This is a genomic window from Streptomyces sp. NBC_00193 (assembly GCF_026342735.1).
Lineage (GTDB): Bacteria > Actinomycetota > Actinomycetes > Streptomycetales > Streptomycetaceae > Streptomyces > Streptomyces stoeckheimensis.
Genome location: NZ_JAPEMM010000001.1, coordinates 5,892,941 through 5,908,004, shown reverse-complemented (window position 1 = coordinate 5,908,004; position 15,064 = coordinate 5,892,941). Strand labels below are relative to the sequence as shown.

At 70.9% G+C, this 15,064-nt stretch carries 14 protein-coding genes and 1 pseudogene; 8 read left to right on the top strand and 7 right to left on the bottom strand.

The genetic code is table 11. From position 1 onward, the window contains the following. Window positions 1–177 precede the first annotated feature (177 nt). A pseudogene (locus OG898_RS26480) lies at window positions 178–1,001 on the top strand (IS5 family transposase). A gap of 13 nt (window positions 1,002–1,014) precedes the next feature. Here OG898_RS26480 and OG898_RS26475 read toward each other — a convergent pair. Together OG898_RS26475 and OG898_RS26470 are read right to left on the bottom strand one after the other, a co-directional pair. Then, complete coding sequence (locus OG898_RS26475; RefSeq protein ID WP_250740053.1) at window positions 1,015–1,236, bottom strand: hypothetical protein; 222 nt, start codon at window positions 1,234–1,236, stop codon at window positions 1,015–1,017. A gap of 269 nt (window positions 1,237–1,505) precedes the next feature. Continuing rightward, a complete protein-coding gene (locus OG898_RS26470) occupies window positions 1,506–1,817 on the bottom strand; it encodes a hypothetical protein (protein ID WP_266959639.1) in 312 nt (103 codons plus the stop codon). 10 nt (window positions 1,818–1,827) lie between these two features. On the opposite strand from OG898_RS26470, the gene OG898_RS26465 reads away from it, so the two are divergent. After that, window positions 1,828–2,589 (top strand): type IV pilus twitching motility protein PilT, encoded by a 762-nt coding sequence (locus OG898_RS26465; protein WP_266959638.1) that lies wholly within the window; start codon window positions 1,828–1,830, stop codon window positions 2,587–2,589. Here OG898_RS26465 and OG898_RS26460 read toward each other — a convergent pair. Both OG898_RS26460 and OG898_RS26455 read right to left on the bottom strand, forming a co-directional pair. Then, window positions 2,565–3,122 (bottom strand): GNAT family N-acetyltransferase, encoded by a 558-nt coding sequence (locus OG898_RS26460; RefSeq protein ID WP_266959637.1) that lies wholly within the window; start codon window positions 3,120–3,122, stop codon window positions 2,565–2,567. The genes OG898_RS26465 and OG898_RS26460 overlap by 25 nt on opposite strands. A 73-nt stretch (window positions 3,123–3,195) precedes the next feature. Continuing rightward, a complete protein-coding gene (locus OG898_RS26455) occupies window positions 3,196–3,507 on the bottom strand; it encodes a hypothetical protein (protein WP_266959636.1) in 312 nt (103 codons plus the stop codon). Window positions 3,508–3,899: 392 nt separating this feature from the next. Here OG898_RS26455 and OG898_RS26450 point away from each other — a divergent pair, with 392 nt between their 5' ends. Further along, a complete protein-coding gene (locus OG898_RS26450) occupies window positions 3,900–6,017 on the top strand; it encodes a SpoIIE family protein phosphatase (RefSeq protein ID WP_266959634.1) in 2,118 nt (705 codons plus the stop codon). Here the strand turns inward: OG898_RS26450 and OG898_RS26445 are convergent. Further along, window positions 5,975–8,071 carry a transcriptional regulator gene (locus OG898_RS26445; RefSeq protein WP_266959633.1) on the bottom strand — a complete coding sequence of 699 codons (2,097 nt, stop codon included), beginning with the start codon at window positions 8,069–8,071 and terminating at the stop codon, window positions 5,975–5,977. The genes OG898_RS26450 and OG898_RS26445 overlap by 43 nt on opposite strands. Before the next feature lie 93 nt (window positions 8,072–8,164). Between OG898_RS26445 and OG898_RS26440 the strand changes: the two genes are divergently transcribed. Both OG898_RS26440 and OG898_RS26435 read left to right on the top strand, forming a co-directional pair. Further along, a complete protein-coding gene (locus OG898_RS26440) occupies window positions 8,165–8,983 on the top strand; it encodes an alpha/beta fold hydrolase (RefSeq protein ID WP_266959631.1) in 819 nt (272 codons plus the stop codon). 384 nt (window positions 8,984–9,367) lie between these two features. After that, window positions 9,368–11,095 (top strand): SpoIIE family protein phosphatase, encoded by a 1,728-nt coding sequence (locus OG898_RS26435; protein ID WP_266959629.1) that lies wholly within the window; start codon window positions 9,368–9,370, stop codon window positions 11,093–11,095. A gap of 29 nt (window positions 11,096–11,124) precedes the next feature. Here OG898_RS26435 and OG898_RS26430 read toward each other — a convergent pair whose 3' ends face one another. Then, complete coding sequence (locus tag OG898_RS26430) at window positions 11,125–11,703, bottom strand: TetR/AcrR family transcriptional regulator (protein ID WP_266959627.1); 579 nt, start codon at window positions 11,701–11,703, stop codon at window positions 11,125–11,127. A gap of 103 nt (window positions 11,704–11,806) precedes the next feature. Between OG898_RS26430 and OG898_RS26425 the strand changes: the two genes are divergently transcribed. Continuing rightward, the gene (locus OG898_RS26425) at window positions 11,807–12,742 is read left to right on the top strand and encodes an NmrA/HSCARG family protein (protein WP_266959625.1); all 936 of its coding nucleotides are present in this window, start codon (window positions 11,807–11,809) and stop codon (window positions 12,740–12,742) included. Here OG898_RS26425 and OG898_RS26420 read toward each other — a convergent pair. Continuing rightward, entirely contained in the window at window positions 12,739–13,212 is a 474-nt protein-coding gene (locus tag OG898_RS26420) for an ATP-binding protein (RefSeq protein WP_250740064.1), read from the bottom strand. The genes OG898_RS26425 and OG898_RS26420 overlap by 4 nt on opposite strands. A 154-nt stretch (window positions 13,213–13,366) precedes the next feature. On the opposite strand from OG898_RS26420, the gene OG898_RS26415 reads away from it, so the two are divergent. Together OG898_RS26415 and OG898_RS26410 are read left to right on the top strand one after the other, a co-directional pair. Next, window positions 13,367–13,744: an FKBP-type peptidyl-prolyl cis-trans isomerase gene (locus tag OG898_RS26415; RefSeq protein ID WP_250740065.1), complete on the top strand. Its 378-nt coding sequence runs from the start codon at window positions 13,367–13,369 to the stop codon at window positions 13,742–13,744. A gap of 131 nt (window positions 13,745–13,875) precedes the next feature. Then, entirely contained in the window at window positions 13,876–14,904 is a 1,029-nt protein-coding gene (locus tag OG898_RS26410) for a COX15/CtaA family protein (RefSeq protein ID WP_323184890.1), read from the top strand. Window positions 14,905–15,064: the final 160 nt, after the last annotated feature.

Below are 15,064 nucleotides of genomic sequence, written 5' to 3'. Positions count from 1 at the left end.
GGCCTTCTGCTGGTTGGTGTAGACGTCGCAATCCACACCGAACCCGGAAGGCCCTCACCCGTTCAAGAACCCTCAGCCGAGACCTGCATCACCCGTCCACAACCTCCCTGGACAGAACACCTAGGGCCTGTCCGACGAGTCGTGTGACTGGCGAGCAGTCGGATCGTTCCGGTTGGTATGGGGCGGGGTGATCTTTCTGACGCACAGTGGGCCCAGCTGGAGCCGCATCTTCCAAAGAACGTGGGACGAGGTGGGAGGTGGAAGTGCCATCGCAAGGTGATCAACGGCACTCTCTTCCGTCAGCGCACGGGCCTCCCCTGGCGGGATCTACCGACGCGCTTCGGGAAGTGGAAGACCTGTCACGACCGGCACCGACACTGGTCGGCGGATGGCACCTGGGAGAGAGTCCTGCGCGCGGTGCAGGCCGACGCAGACGCGCAGGGCCGCGTCGACTGGAGCATGGTCGGTATTGACTCGACTACCTGCCGGGCTCATCAGCATGCCCCCGGGGCTCGAAGGCGTCCGCCCCGGAGTCTGAAGAAACACATCCAGTCGGCTCAGCACCACCCCGGCGAGGCCCTTGGCCGTTCCAGGGGCGTCCTGACCACGAAGATTCATCTGGTCGCAGACGGCGGCTGCCGGCCCCTGGCAGTGCTGGTCACGCCCGGGCAGTGGGGCGATGCACCTCAGATGATTCCGGTCCTGGAGCGTGTTCGCGTACCACGGCCGGGCGGCGGTCACCCGCGCACCCGGCCTGATCACGTCAGCGGAGACAAAGCGTACTCATCCTTGCGTAACCGCCACTACCTACGCAGGCGCCAGATCAAGCACACCATCCCCGAACCGAAGAATCAGCGGGCTACAAACGCAGGAACGAAGTCGAGCGAACCATAAATGCCCTCAAGGCGTTGCGGGCTGTGGCGACCAGGTACGACAAGAGAGCGTATATCTTCCACGGCACCGTCACCCTCGCTGCGATCCGGCTCTGGCTGCACTCCTGAGTACCGGGCACCCTCACTCGCTGGGACGGCTGTGACGCCCGAGCAGGCCGAGTGCCGTCAGCACAGTGACGCACAGCGTCATCCAGCCGATGAACGCGCCGCCGCCGTACAGCACTGCACTAGCTACCAGCGCCCCAGCCTCATGCGAAAGTACCCCCGCCACCACCGCTACCAGCAGCGACGATACGAAGGACAGAAGTGCAAGAAGTACCTGAACGAGAAAAGTCAGCCTCACCAGTCGATCCCTTTCACGAAGGTGATCGACCAGTCGGCGGGCAGCCTCAGCTCGACCACCGCTTGCGGATGGCCTGCTGAGGCTCTGCGACGATTAGAGACTCATCGTGCTCATTGCCTGTTGAGATTGAAGCACTGTCCCCCATCGGACACGTCGCCAGTGCTTGTGGCTCTCGAATGAGCAACGCAGAGCCTAGCCGCAGGCGTTGAAGATCGCCATTACTCAAGCCTGGGAGGTGGGCGGCCGGTCCCACAACCACCGGACACGCCCTAGTCCGATCCCGTTCCGAACAACACGACCTGCGACTTGCCCTGTTCGAGCGCGTACAGCTTCGCCGTGGTGTTGTTCACCGCGAGCGCGCCGAAATGACTGGGCGCGGCGAGTGGAGCCTGCGTGAGCAGCGTGGTGCCGTCGATCACGCCGAGAACGCCCGGCGCGAGGTTGAGACTGCTCGACGCGGAATAGAGCTGCGCGACGAACAGCCTGTTGGAGTTCGTCAGCACGGCGAGCTTGTGCAAGGCCAGGTTGCGCGGGAACGCCTTCGTGCAGCGCGGCGCGTCGGCGCTGGCCTTGCGGATCATCCCGTAGGACGTGCCGTCGTCCGACCGGCTCGGGCTCCCCCCGGTCGTCATGGGGTGGGCCGGCATGCCGCGCGGGCTCGTCCTGGTCACCGGGCCGACCGGGTCGGGGAAGTCGACGAGCCTGGCGGCGCTCCTCGGCCACGTCAACACGCACCGGTCGGTGCACATCCTCACCATCGAGGACCCGATCGAGTACCTGCACCGGCACAAGCGGTCGGCGGTCAGCCAGCGCGAGGTCGGCACCGACACCGACTCGTTCCCCGCAGCGCTGCGTTCGGCCCTGCGCGAGGATCCCGACGTCCTGCTCCTCGGCGAGATGCGCGACCCGGAGAGCATCTCCGCGGCCCTGACCATCGCCGAGACCGGGCAGCTGGTGTTCGCCACCCTGCACACCAACGACGCGTCGCAGACGCTGGACCGCATCGTCGACGCGTGCCCGGCCGAGCAACAGCCGCAGATCAGGCTGCAGTTGACACACACCCTGGTCGGCATCCTCAACCAGACACTCATCCCCCGGATCGGCGGGGGCCGGGTGGCCGCCTTCGAGGTACTGGTCGGCACGTCGGCGATCCGCAACCTGATCCGCGAGGGCAAGACCCGCCAGCTGCGCAACATGGTCGCGACCGGCCACCGTGACGGCATGCAGACCCTCGAGACCAGCATCAACGCCCTCGTCGCGGCAGGCACCATCGCCTACGAGGAGGCCGTGCTGCACACGGCCCACCCGGAGGACATCCAGCAGCGGCCCTACGTCCCGGTCGCCCGCACCTGACCGGAGGACCACGCGCCGAACCACTGCTCGGCGCCGTACTCCTCGAACCGCTCCACCTCGCTGAACCCCAGCTTCGCGGCGAGGCGCATCGACCGGTCGTTGGCCGTCTGGGTGCAGAGCACCACCTGCTCCCCGGGAAACGCACCGGCGAACCAGTCGAGCGCCGCCGCGCACGCCTCGGCGGCGTACCCGCGCCCCCACGCCGTCGGCAGGAACATGTAGCCGATCTCGGCCTCGCCACCATCGGGGCGAAGGTGCCCCGGACGGTCTGCGTCGCGCCGGTCGAGCGATACCGTGCCGATCATCGTTCCGTCGAGATCGACCACGAAGAGGCCGGGGCGCCGTCCGGGCAACTCCGGTACCGCGCGCTCGAGTTCAGCGCGCGGTCGAGGGCCACCGAGATAGGTGCGCACCTCCGGCAATGCGAACAGCTCTATGAACGCCGCACGGTCCGGGGCCTCGGACTCTCGGAGCACGAGCCGCTCGGTGCGTATCGGGGCAGGTGGCCAGACGACGGTGCCAAGCTCAGTCATGGCCGGCAATCTATCGCTCTGTCGCTCGCGTCGAGGTGGCGGACTCGCCGCCCGGGGTCGACTCCGCTCGGAGTCACACGAGGTCGAGGAGCTGCTTGAACGCACCTCCGAAACCGCTGCGGTCGTCGACCAGGCGTATCGCCAGGATCCAGCGGGCCCGCCAACCCCCTGCGGCGGTGCGGCGGAGCGGCTCGTCGTCGTCCGGACCGATGAAGTCCCGCGGCTCCGGATCTGATCCGCCCACGGCCGGGGCCTGCCCGTACAGACGGCCCACCTGCCACGCTCCCAGGCTCCAACCCGCCTTACCGGCCAGGGCCCGCACCTCGGCGTGCAACTGTCTGCCGGTGATGCCGTCCTGTCCGAGGAACCTCTCGCGAGCCGCCACCCCGACCTCCCTCGATCACCCAGGCGAACACGGCCTGAGCCATCCTCTGCTCCTCCACCAGCCTCAAGGCCCGCAGACGCTCGTCCATCCGGTCGGGTACAGCCACCGTGCCGCTCCTCTTCCTGCCGCCCTTCCGATGAAGGCGCACGACCCCGTGCTCTCGCAGCAGTCAACACGCCGGGCTGCGGACGGCGCATCGCTTGCCCCACCAGTTCCCACGCCCACGAAGAGACCCCGACTTGGTGATACCTCCGAACCTCCCGCCGGCTCCGGAGCCGCGCGGTGCGGTGCGCCACCGGTCGTGGTGCGTCGGGTTCGGGGGCAGCATGGAAGCGGAGCCCTCAGCCGGTTCGTAGCCCGGGCGGGCTCCGCTGAGGAGGGAGCCGTCGAGGATGGGTGCACACGAGCCGGTCCCCGATGAGGGACGGGACCGAACGGAGGGGCCGTCCCCGCCGGGAGGACTGCTCGATCTGCTCAGCGTGGCCGCCGTCGTGCTGGACACCCGCGGACGGATCGTGTTCTGGAGCCCGCAGGCCGATGAGGTGTTCGGCTACACCGCCGAGGAGGCTCTGGGCAAGCCCGCGGCGCACCTCCTGGTCCGCGGAGAACACGAGGACCTGGTGACGAAGCTGTTCGCCGAGGTGATGAGCACCGGGGCGAGCTGGGCGGGCGCGTTCCCCATCCGCCACAAGGACGGCAGCACGCGCCTGGTGGAGTTCCGCAACATGCGGCTGCTGGACGATCTCGGCGACGTCTACGCCCTGGGCATCGCCGCCGACCAGCGCATGCTGCACCGGGTGGAGACCGACCTGGCCCTGTCCCAGCGCCTCGTGGCGCAGGCCCCCATCGGCATCGCCCTGCTGGACACGGACCTTCGCTACCTGCTGGTCAACCCTGCTCTGGAGCGCATCAACGGCGTCCCGGCCGCCGACCACATCGGCCGCCGGATCCACGAGATCCTTCCGTTCCTCGACGTGGACACCCTCGAGTCCGCGCTGCGCCAGGTGCTGGTGACCGGCACGCCCCTGATCGACCAGTACTCCGTCGGCCGGACACCGGCCGATCCGGACCACGATCACGCCTGGTCGGTGTCGTTCTACCGGATCGAAGGCCCCAGCGGCCGGGTGATCGGCGTGGCCAGCTCCGTCGTCGACGTCAGCGAACGTCATCGGGCCGCGACCGAGGCGGACCGGGCCCGGCGCCGCCTGGCCCTGATCGCCGATGCTTCCGCCCGTGTCGGTACCACGCTGGACGTGGAGCAGACCGCCCACGAGCTGGCCCGGGTCGCCGTCCCCGGCCTGGCCGACCTGGCGGCCGTGGACGTCCTGGACGCCGTGCTGTCCTTCCGCCGGAGCTCGGGTCCCCACGACGGGCCGGAGGTGTTCCGCGCGCTCGCCGTGGCCTCCGCCTACCCGACCGCGGCCGCCGCCGCAGCGGACACGGTCGGCGACCTGGCCTCGTACGGGGCGGACCGGCTGATCACCCAGTGCGTCCACACCGGACAGCCGGTGCTCGTGGCCCGTGTCGGTGATGAAGACCTTCTCCGCATAGCCCGTGACTCCGATGCGGCCGCGACCTTCTCACGGGAAGGGGTGCATTCCTATCTCGCGGTGCCGTTGATCGCCCACAACGAGGTTCTCGGCGCCTTCGACCTGCTGCGCGCCCGCAATCCCCTCCCCTTCGACGAGGACGACGTGATCCTCGCCGGGGAACTGGCGGCCCGCGCCGCTGTCGCCATCGACAACGCCCGCTGGCACCAGAGCGTCCGCAACGCGGCCGAAACCCTCCAGCGCAGCCTCCTGCCCGGCCACCCGCCCGAAGTCCACGGTCTGGAGATCGCCTCCCTCTACCAGCCCGCCCAGGCGTCCCACGAGGTCGGAGGAGACTGGTACGACGTCATCCCCCTGGCCGGTGACAAGACGGCTCTCGTCGTCGGCGACGTCATGGGCAACGGCATCGACGCCGCCGCGACCATGGGCCGGCTGCGCACCGCCACCTGCGCCTTCGCCTACCTCGACCTGGCCCCCGACCAGGTCCTGCGACATCTCGACAAGATCACCCGGGGACTCGAGCACTACATCGCCACCTGCGTCTACGCCGTCTACGACCCGCACGACCACAGCTGCCACATCGCCAATGCCGGGCACCTCCCGCCCGTCCTCGCCGCAGCGGGCCGGCGCCCCCGGCTCCTCGACCTGCCCACCGGCGCACCCCTCGGCGTCGGCGGCGTCGCCTTCCACACCACCGTGTTCGACCTGAACCCCGGCGACCGGCTGCTCCTCTACACCGACGGGCTCGTCGAAACCCGCCAACACCCCATCGACGAGCGCCTGGACACCCTGCTGCACACCCTGGACGGACCCCGCCGACCCCTGGACGGCACCTGTCAGTGGCTCCTGGACTCCCTGCGCCACCCCGACGACCACGACGACGTCGCCCTCCTCATCGCGCAGGCCACGGCGGGCCGTCACGTGGACCAGCCGGAGGGCAAGCGCGGATCCGGGGCGTAGGCGCAGTAGGTCCCTGTGGAGATGGTGCGGTCGAGGTGGTCGCCGAGCGCCGGACAGGCCTCGCGGAGGCGGCCGATGGCCTTGCGCACGGCCTGGGTGACGGCCGCCCGGGCCCGTTCGGAGGCGGCGCCCGCGTGCCGGTCCCGCCCGCCGAGTCCGACGGCCCGGGCGAGTTCGCTGATCAGGAACTCGCGTTCGAGGCCGGCTTGTTCCTGCCTGGCGACGTCGTTGTCGGCGCGGGCGTCCTCGATGTCCTCCTCGATGTCGGCCAGCCGCCGCCGGTACATCTGCTTGGCCCGGTCGTCCAACAGGGGGCCGAGGTCGCCGGCCCGGGACAGTCTGACCGCGGCGGCGGGATCATCGCTGTCGGCGGCAACCAGGTCGAGGACGTGGAACTCCCGGCCCGGCGCGGCGAAGAGCCGGGCGAGGTGGTGCATTCCCTTGCTGTCGCGGACGGTCGTGCGGCGACCGTCGAAGACGACCCGCCAGTGATCGCCCTCCCGGACGAACGTGTCCGGCTCTGCCGTGTCCGCCCGGGATCCGTCGATCGCGGGCCCATCGGTCGCGGGCCCATCGGTCGCGGGCCCATCGGTCGCGGGCCCATCGGTCGCGGGCCCGTCGGTCGCGGGTCCGTGGGCGATCCGGTCGAGCTCGGTACGCGCCGCCGAGCGTTCGAGGGTCTCGGCCCGGAGGTTGCCCAGGGCGCCCTGGGCGTCCGCGAGCCGAAGCCGGCACTCGGCCGTCTCGTACGGCGCGCCGACCTGGCTCCAGGCACGGAGGGCACCGGCGAACGACGCCGACGCCCCGGCCGCATCGCCTTCGGCGAGCAGCAGGTCGCCCCGGGCGCGCAGGGCCGACGCGGCGAGCGCGGTGCTTTCGAAGCGGACGGCGACCTCGTCGAGCTCGCGGACCGCGGCCCGCGCCGTCTCCAGGTCGCCGCGGGCTACGGCGATCCTGACCTGCGCGTCCAGCAGCGGCGCCCGCCGCAGCCCGGAGGTGGGGGGCAGTTCCTTCGACGGCACCGGCAGCGGACCGGCCAGCGCCTCCCCGATCGCGGCGGCCGCGGTGTCGGCGTCGCCCCCGGCGAGCCGGACGAGCGAGAGACCCGGTTCGGGATCCCACCCGAGGCCATGGGCGGCGAGCAGCGCCTCTTCGGCTCCGGGAAGGTCGCCGCGCCGGAGCCGGATCCGGCCCAGTTCCGTCAGCGGCCAGCCCAGCTCGCGCCGTACGTAGGGGCGCAGCTCGTCGCACGCCAGCAGCACCTGCTGCTCGGCGTGCGCGCACTGGCCCCGCAGGCGCAGGATCTCGGCCCGGTGCACCCGGCAGCGGCCGTGCAGGCTGCCGATCGCGTTCGTGCGCGCCCACCGCTCCATCGCCTCGGTCCACTGTTCGGCGAGGTCGTACTGGGCCAGGCCCTGCAGGGCGCAGACCAGTTCGCAGTAGACGACTCCGGTCGACAGGGCGTCGAGATCGCCGGTCATCACCGCCGTGCCGGCTTCGTCGAGGAGCTCCAGGCCCCGGGGGACGTCACCGTCGAGGATCACCAGTCTGGCCCGGGCCACGCGCCCGATCGCCGCTGCCGCCGGATCGGTGTGCGAGCCGGTCTCGATCGCCTGGTCGGCCCAGTCCCGGGCCGCGTCGAGGTCGCCGCTGAGGAGTCGCTCGAAGGCGCGCACCGCGGCGAACCACGCGTGGACGGGTGTCGGCGTCGCAGGGTCGAGGAGGCGTTCCGCGCGATGCAGCCACCCGCGTACCGGAGCCATGAGTGCGGTGTCGAAGAGCAGGTGCATGGCGACCCGAACGGCGGCTCCGGCCGCCCCGACGTCCTCGCCGAGCCGGGACAGCTCCTCATGGAGCCGCTCCCAGGTCTCGATCGCGACGTCGAGGTGTCCGGCGGCATAGGCGACGGAGGCGAAGTCAGCGAGCTCCGCCGGTCCGAGCCCGCCCGCCTCGCGGGCCTCCAGGTAGCCGGTGTAGGCGTCCGCCCACGCCCCCCGGGCCGCGGCGTCCCGGGCCCGCCCCAGGGCGATCCCTTCGCCGGAGGTAGGGGCCACGGACGTTTCCTTCCGCCCCGGGGCACGGGGGTTACAGCGGTAACGGTCGTGCTTACGCCTCCATGGTGAGCCACAACCCCAGTGGAGGACATCATGGACACCGTCACGGTCAACGACATCCGGCTGGAACACGAGGTCCGGGGAGACGGGGAGCCGGTCCTGCTCATCAGCCCGGTCCTTCCCGACGGATTCCTCCCGCTCGCCGCCGAACCGGTACTCACCGAGCGTTACCGTCTCGTCACTTATCACAAGCGGGGCTGGAGCGGCAGCACCCACACTCCCGGGCCGGTGAGCGTGGCCGATCACGTCGCGGATGCCGTCGCGCTGCTCGACCACCTCGGCATCGACCGCGTCCACGTGGCGGGGCACTCGACGGGCGGGGCGGTCGCCGCCCAGCTCGCACAGGACCACCCCGACCGGATCGTCACGGTCGCCCTGATGGAGCTCTCCCTCCTGTCGGTGCCCGCGGGCGCGGCGTTCTTCGCGCAGGCCGCGCCCGCGTTCGAGGCGTACGCCGGCGGCGATCCCGAACGCGCCTTCGGACTGTTCCTGTCCCTCGCCGGCGGAATGGACTGGGAACGCTGCCGGACCCTGCTCGACGAGCGCATCCCGGGCAGCGTCGCCCAGGGGGTCAAGGACGCCGACACGCTCTTCGGGGTCGAGCTCCCCGCTCTGGCGGAGTGGCGCTTCGGCCCCGAAGAGGCCGCGGCGATCCGCCGGCCGGTGCTGTCCGTGCTGGGCGGCGCCACGCAGCCGCTGTGGGTCGAGGTCGCCGAGTTCCTCCGCTCGAACGTGCCCGACGTCGAGGAGTGCGTCGTCGACGGTGTGGGCCATCTGCTCCACATCGAACGGTCCCGACCGGTCGCCGAAGCCCTGGCCGGGTTCCTGGCCCGTCACCCGATCACAGCCTGACCTCGGCGTTCGCCGGGGCACGCTTCCCCCCGCGCGCCGCCGAGGGGGCCCGCATAATGGAGGGGACGGCGGGTGGAAGGGGACGTCTCGTGCCATCGGCTCTGCCGGGGGGCGAGGCTGCTCACGGCCCGTTCTGGTCCGAGCCCGGGACGCTGCTGGAGCACGTGCCCGTGGCCGTCTTCGGCGTCGATGGCGGCGATCGCGTCTGTTACTGGGGTCCAGGCGCACGGGACCTTTTCGGTTACGACTCCACCGCCGTCCTGTCCGTCCGGTTCCTGCGCCCGGCTGACGGAGCGGGGCCGGACCCTCGGGTACTGGAGGGGCCGGCTGACGGCACGGCATCAGGACGGCACGACCTTCGCGTGCGGATTCCGGGCCTTCTCCGTGACCGGGGCCGCAGGCCGTTCGGTGGTGATGGTCCTGGCGAGCCGCAGCGACGAGCTCGACCGGGTCAAGACCAACCTCGCGTTCCTCGACGCCCTCTTCGAGACCTGCCCCATCGGTCTGGTCATGCTCGACCCGGATCTGCGGTACGTCCACCTCAACCAGGCGCTCGCCGACATGGACGGTCTTCCCATCGAGGCGCACCTCGGACGGCGGATGGACGAGTTCATGATCATGTCCGATGGCGGCGAGTACCGGCGCATGCTCCGGGAGGTCGCGCAGGGCGGAGCGCCGATCGTGGGGGCGCTGGTGGGTCTGCGTCCGCGCGGGCATCCGGACCGTGACCAGGTGCGGTCGGTGAGCTTCTTCCCCCTGAGCCGGGCGGTCGGCTCGCGCCCCGGAGTGGGCGGGTTGATGGTGGACGTGACGGACCGGGAACAGGCCATCCTGGAAGCCACCGCCGGCCGTCGGCGGCTGGCTCTGCTGGACGGGGCCTCGACTCGTATCGGGACCACCCTGGACGTGAACATCACGGCCCAGGAGCTGGTCGACGCGTCCATGCCGGACTTCTGCGACGGCGCCGTGGTCGAAGTCGTGGAGTGGATGGACGAGGACGAGGTCTTCGATCCGGCGAGATGGCTGATCACGCGCCGGATCGCCTCCGGGACGATCCTGCCCCCGCCGGCCACCGAACTCGTCAGCGGGGTGGATACGGTGCGCTATCCGCCCGGCTCCGTCATCCACGACATGCTGCGGACCGGCCGCGCGATCTCCGCGGTGGTGAACGAGGAGTTCCTGGCCCGGACCGTCCTCATCGAGTCGCGCGCCCGGCTCTTCGCCGAGAGCGGGCTGGCCTGCGTCCTCGTCGCCCCGCTCATCGCCCGGGGCACCGTCCAGGGAATCGCCATGTTCGGCCGGTCCGGGGACCGTCCGGCCTTCACCCGGGACGACGTCAGCCTGGCGAGCGAGCTCGCCTCACGTGCTGCGATCTGTCTGGACAACGCCCGCCTGTACAGCCGTGTCCAGGACATCGCCCTCACGCTGCAGCGGGCCCTGCTGCCCAGCGCGTTGGCGACCAGCCCGTACGTGGACGTGGCCCACCGGTACGTGCCCGGCAGCCGGATCACCGAGGTCGGCGGCGACTGGTACGACGTGATCAACCTGCCGGACGGCCGGGTCGTGCTCGTGGTCGGCGACGTGATGGGGCACGGGGTGTCGGCCGCCACGGCCATGGGCCGCCTCCGCATCACCACCAAGGCCCTGGCCAGGCACCACAGCGAGCCCGCCGAGCTGCTCACCGAGCTCGACGCGTGCGCCCAGGAGGCCGGCATCGAGCTGGCGACGTGCCTGTACCTCGTCTACGACCCGGGGACCGGCCGCGCCCGCATCGCCGGCGCCGGCCACCCCCCGCCCCTGGTGCTCCGGCCGGACGGCACGGTGGAGACCATCGACGAAGTCCTGGGAGTCCCCCTCGGGGTCGGCGGCTTCCCCTTCCGGACGACCGAGGTCGAACTCCCCGCGCACGCGACCCTCGCTCTGTACACCGACGGTCTCATCGAGGCGCGCGGCCGGGACATCGAGGCCGGTCTGGGCGCACTGCGTGCCGAACTGGGCAGGGCTCCGGGGCCGTTGGAGGCGATGGCGGACCACATCCTGGCGAGCCTGCTGCCCACTCCACCGGTCGACGACACGGTTCTCGTCCTCGCCCGCGTCCACCGCGCCCCGTAGCGGCCCCTGGCGGCGCGGTGGAGCCGGGGTCAGCGTGCGCGTACGCCGTCGATGGCGATCTCCAGCAGGAGGTCGGCCTCGGCCGGGCCGTCGGTGTCCTGCTCGGTGGCCAGCGCGATGGCGCCGACGAGTTTCAGCAGCCGGCCGGTCGTGATCTCGGGGCGTACGGCGTTCGCCTCCCGGGCGCGTGCAAGGAGGGCGTCTCCGGCACGGGTGATCATGTCGTGGCAGGTCTCACCCGGCGCTGGGGCCGCGTCGCGCATCAGCGACGCCCCCAGCCCCCGGTTGGTCACGGCATGTGCACCGACGGAGCGCAGCCAGGTGGACAGGGCCTGACCCGGGTCCGGTTCGGCGAGCAGCTCGTCCGCCCTCGCACACAGGGCCTCCACCCGGCCCTTGAAGACCGCCTCCAGGAGCGCCTGCCGGGACGGGAAGTGCCGGTGCAGGGTGGCCGAGCCGACTCCGGCGCGGCGGGCGACCTCCTCCAGGGAGGCGTCGGCGCCGTGCTCGGCGATCAGCGCCCCGGCGGCGGCCAGGATCTTGTCGGCGTTGCGGCGGGCGTCGGCCCGCAGCGGCCGGCGGGGCGGGGTGGCGGCGTCCTTCGGCACGGGGGGCTCCTGAAGTGAAGGCTTGCTAAGTGGGGTGGCCCTCCATATCGTAGCGAACGAGAAACGGAGGGCCACCCCACTTACGGGACGGCTCCCCTTCCGCATGGACACGGTGGAGGAGAACATGAAGCCGACGCAGAAGACCGTCGTGGTGGTGGGGGCCACCGGCCTGCAGGGCAGGGCCGTGACCCGTCACCTGCTCCGCGACGGCTGGGAGGTGCGCGCAGTGACGCGCGACCCGAACGGGGCCCGGGCCACGGCGCTGGCGCAGGCCGGCGCACGGGTCGTACGGGCGCAGATGGAGGACGTCGACTCCCTGGCCGCCGCGGCCGAGGGCGCCTGGGGCCTGTTCAGCGTCCAGCCCACCATCGGATCGCCCGGCACCGCACCGGAGTTCACGGCCGAGGACGAGGTGCGCTGGGGCGTGAACGTCGCCGAGGCCGCACACACCGTCGGCATCGGACACTTCGTCTTCACCTCGGTCGCCGAAGCGGACCGGCACCTGGAGGAGAAGCTTCCGGTGAACCTGGTCAGCAAGTGGCGGATCGAGCGGCACATCGCCGCGCTCGGATTGCCCGCGACGATCCTGAGGCCGGTGTCCTTCATGGAGAACTTCACCGGCGGATACGCGCTGCGGAACGGGAGCCTGTCCACGGGGCTCGCGCCGGAGGTCCCGCAGCAGATCATGGCCGTGGACGATGTGGGGGCCGTCGCCGCGCTGGCGTTCTCCCGCCCGGAGGAGTGGATCGGCCGGGAGGTCTCCCTGGCGGGGGACGAACTCACGCCGGTTCGGATCGCCGAGGCCATCGAGAAGGCGCTCGGCATACCGCTGCCCTACGTTCAGGTCCCGATCGAGGCGATCCGGTCCCTGAGCGAGGACTTCGCCTACGCCAACGAGTGGCTCAACACCCTCGGCTACCGCGCGGACATCCCCGCCACCCGCCGGATCCACCCGGGCACGATGGATCTCGACACCTGGCTGGAGCGCACCGGAGCGTCCCTGATCTCCGCGTTCCTGGACTCCGCGCACCGCGTCTAGGACAGGGGCGGATCGAACAGGTCCAGCTCGGCCGGAGTCGGGGCCTCGAACCGGCTCCGGCACTCCCTGAGCAGCTCGCCCGTCACCACGACCGAGCCGGGCTCCCGGTTGCGCAGACCGATGCGCCGCTCCAGTTCCGCCATCGGCACGTCGAGGAAGCGCAGTTCGACCTCGACCCCGAGCGCGCGAGCGCGGAGCCGCACCTCGTCCCGTTCCGAACGCTGCCAGAACCCGTTCTCCAAGATCACCACAGCTCCGGTGAGCGCCAGGTCCTGGGCGTGCCGCCACAGGCGGCGTTCGATGCGGTCCCGGGCCTCGCCGTCGAAGAGGTCGAAGCCCAGCTCCGCGAGCCACTCGTCCGGGCAGAGCCGCACGGCGGACAGCTCCCGCTCCAACCGCTTGGCCACCGTGGTCTTCCCGGCACCGGGGAGACCGCACAGGAGCACCATTCTCGGTCGCCGGTCACCCATGGTCATCCGCCTCTCGCCGTTCCCTCGTGGAGATCATCGCTCCTGCGCGGTGGTGGCGTGCCGTGGTCCGTGGGGTTTGATGTACTTCAGTCGATCAGCGTCCCCGGTGGCGCGATCGTCTGCTGCGTGGAGCGACCAGAGTGATGAGGCTGCGATGAGTGAACCGACGAAGCCCGAGATCGAGCTTCCGGCGGGTGAGGCTCCCGAGGAGCTGACCGTCCGGGACCTCGTCGTCGGCGACGGGGCCGAAGCGAAGCCGGGCCGGGTCGTCCGGGTTCACTACGTCGGGGTCACCTTCGCGTCCGGGAGGGAGTTCGACGCCTCCTGGGACCGGGGCGAACCGTTCAAGTTCGCCGTGGGCGGCGGCAGGGTCATCAAGGGCTGGGACCGGGGAATCCGGGGGATGAAGGTCGGCGGTCGGCGCGAGATCATCGTCCCCCCGCGCCTCGGCTACGGGAAGCAGTCGCCCTCGCCGTTGATCCCGGCGGGCTCCACGCTCGTCTTCGTCGTGGACCTGCTCTCCGTGGTCTGAGGAAGGCCCGCGGCACGCGGGTCCGTCACCCCCCTTGAGTTTGCGACGCCCCGTCAGGCCGGGGCAAATGCGCGGCGTACGCTGAGGTCCCGCCCCATGGCGCGTAAAAGCGACTTAAGGAAAGGCTGATCGTGCGCACTCCCCTCTCATGGCTTGCCGACAGGTACTCACTCGGAGCGAGAAGCGTCAGAGTGGCCGCACTGGGTTCGGTCGTGGCAAGTATTGCGATCATCGTGACCGGCGGAATCGTCCGCGTCACCGGATCCGGTCTCGGCTGTACCGATTGGCCCATGTGCACGGGAGAAACGCTGGCCCCCACCGCGGAAATGGGGGTGCACGGCGCCATCGAATTCGGAAACCGACTCCTGACCGGGGCGCTGTGCGCCGTGGTGGGCTGGGTCATCATTACCGCACGCCTCCAGGAAAAGCCCGTGCCCGCGGTGCTGCGCGGAGGCTGGGCACAGTTCTGGATCGTCGTGCTCAACGCGGTCGTCGGCGGAGTGACCGTCTGGATGCGGCTGAGCCCGTACATCGTCGCCGCGCACTTCCTCGCCGCCACGCTGCTGCTCACCGCCGCGGTGTACACCTGGCACGCGGCGTACGCCGATGCCGATGCAGGTGTCGACACCGGTGCCGGCTCCGGCGCCGACCCTGATGTGGACGCCGACAGCGGCGCCGGCGCCGTGCCCGTCGCGCGGGTGCGGTCGCTGTCGGTGGCCCTGGTCGCGGTGACGGCCCTGCTGGTCTTCGTGGGCACGCTCGCCACCGGTTCGGGTCCGCACGCGGGCGACTCCTCGGACGTGGCGCGGATGCCCTTCAACTGGACGGCCGTGACGGTCGTGCACGGCCTGCTGGCCGGGACGGTCCTGGTGCTGGCCGGAGTCCTGCTCTCCGCCCTGCCCAAGGACGGGTTCGGCGCCGCGCGCCGCAAGGCGGTCGCCTTCCTGGCCGTGCTGCTGGGCCAGGGCCTCGTGGGGCTGGTGCAGTCGGTGACGGCCCTGCCCTCGCTCCTGGTGATGCTCCACCTGCTGGGTTCGGCGCTCGTGTGGACCGGAGTACTCCAGGTGCACTTCACGGTCAAGAGGGCCTGTTCCGGCCATTCGAGTCCGCTCAGCGGTGCACCGCTGCCGCGCGCCCGGGGTGCCGCGACGCACGCCTGACCCGCCGGGAGACCAGTGCATATGACACGCACCTTCAACAATCGGAATTGAGGATTCCCTTTCGCCCGGGCCGTGGCTTTCGGCCATCACGGGCGAATGTATCGAAAGTACCGTCTCGCAAATCCCCACCCCCGCTTGTTAGGTTGTTGATCAATCGAAC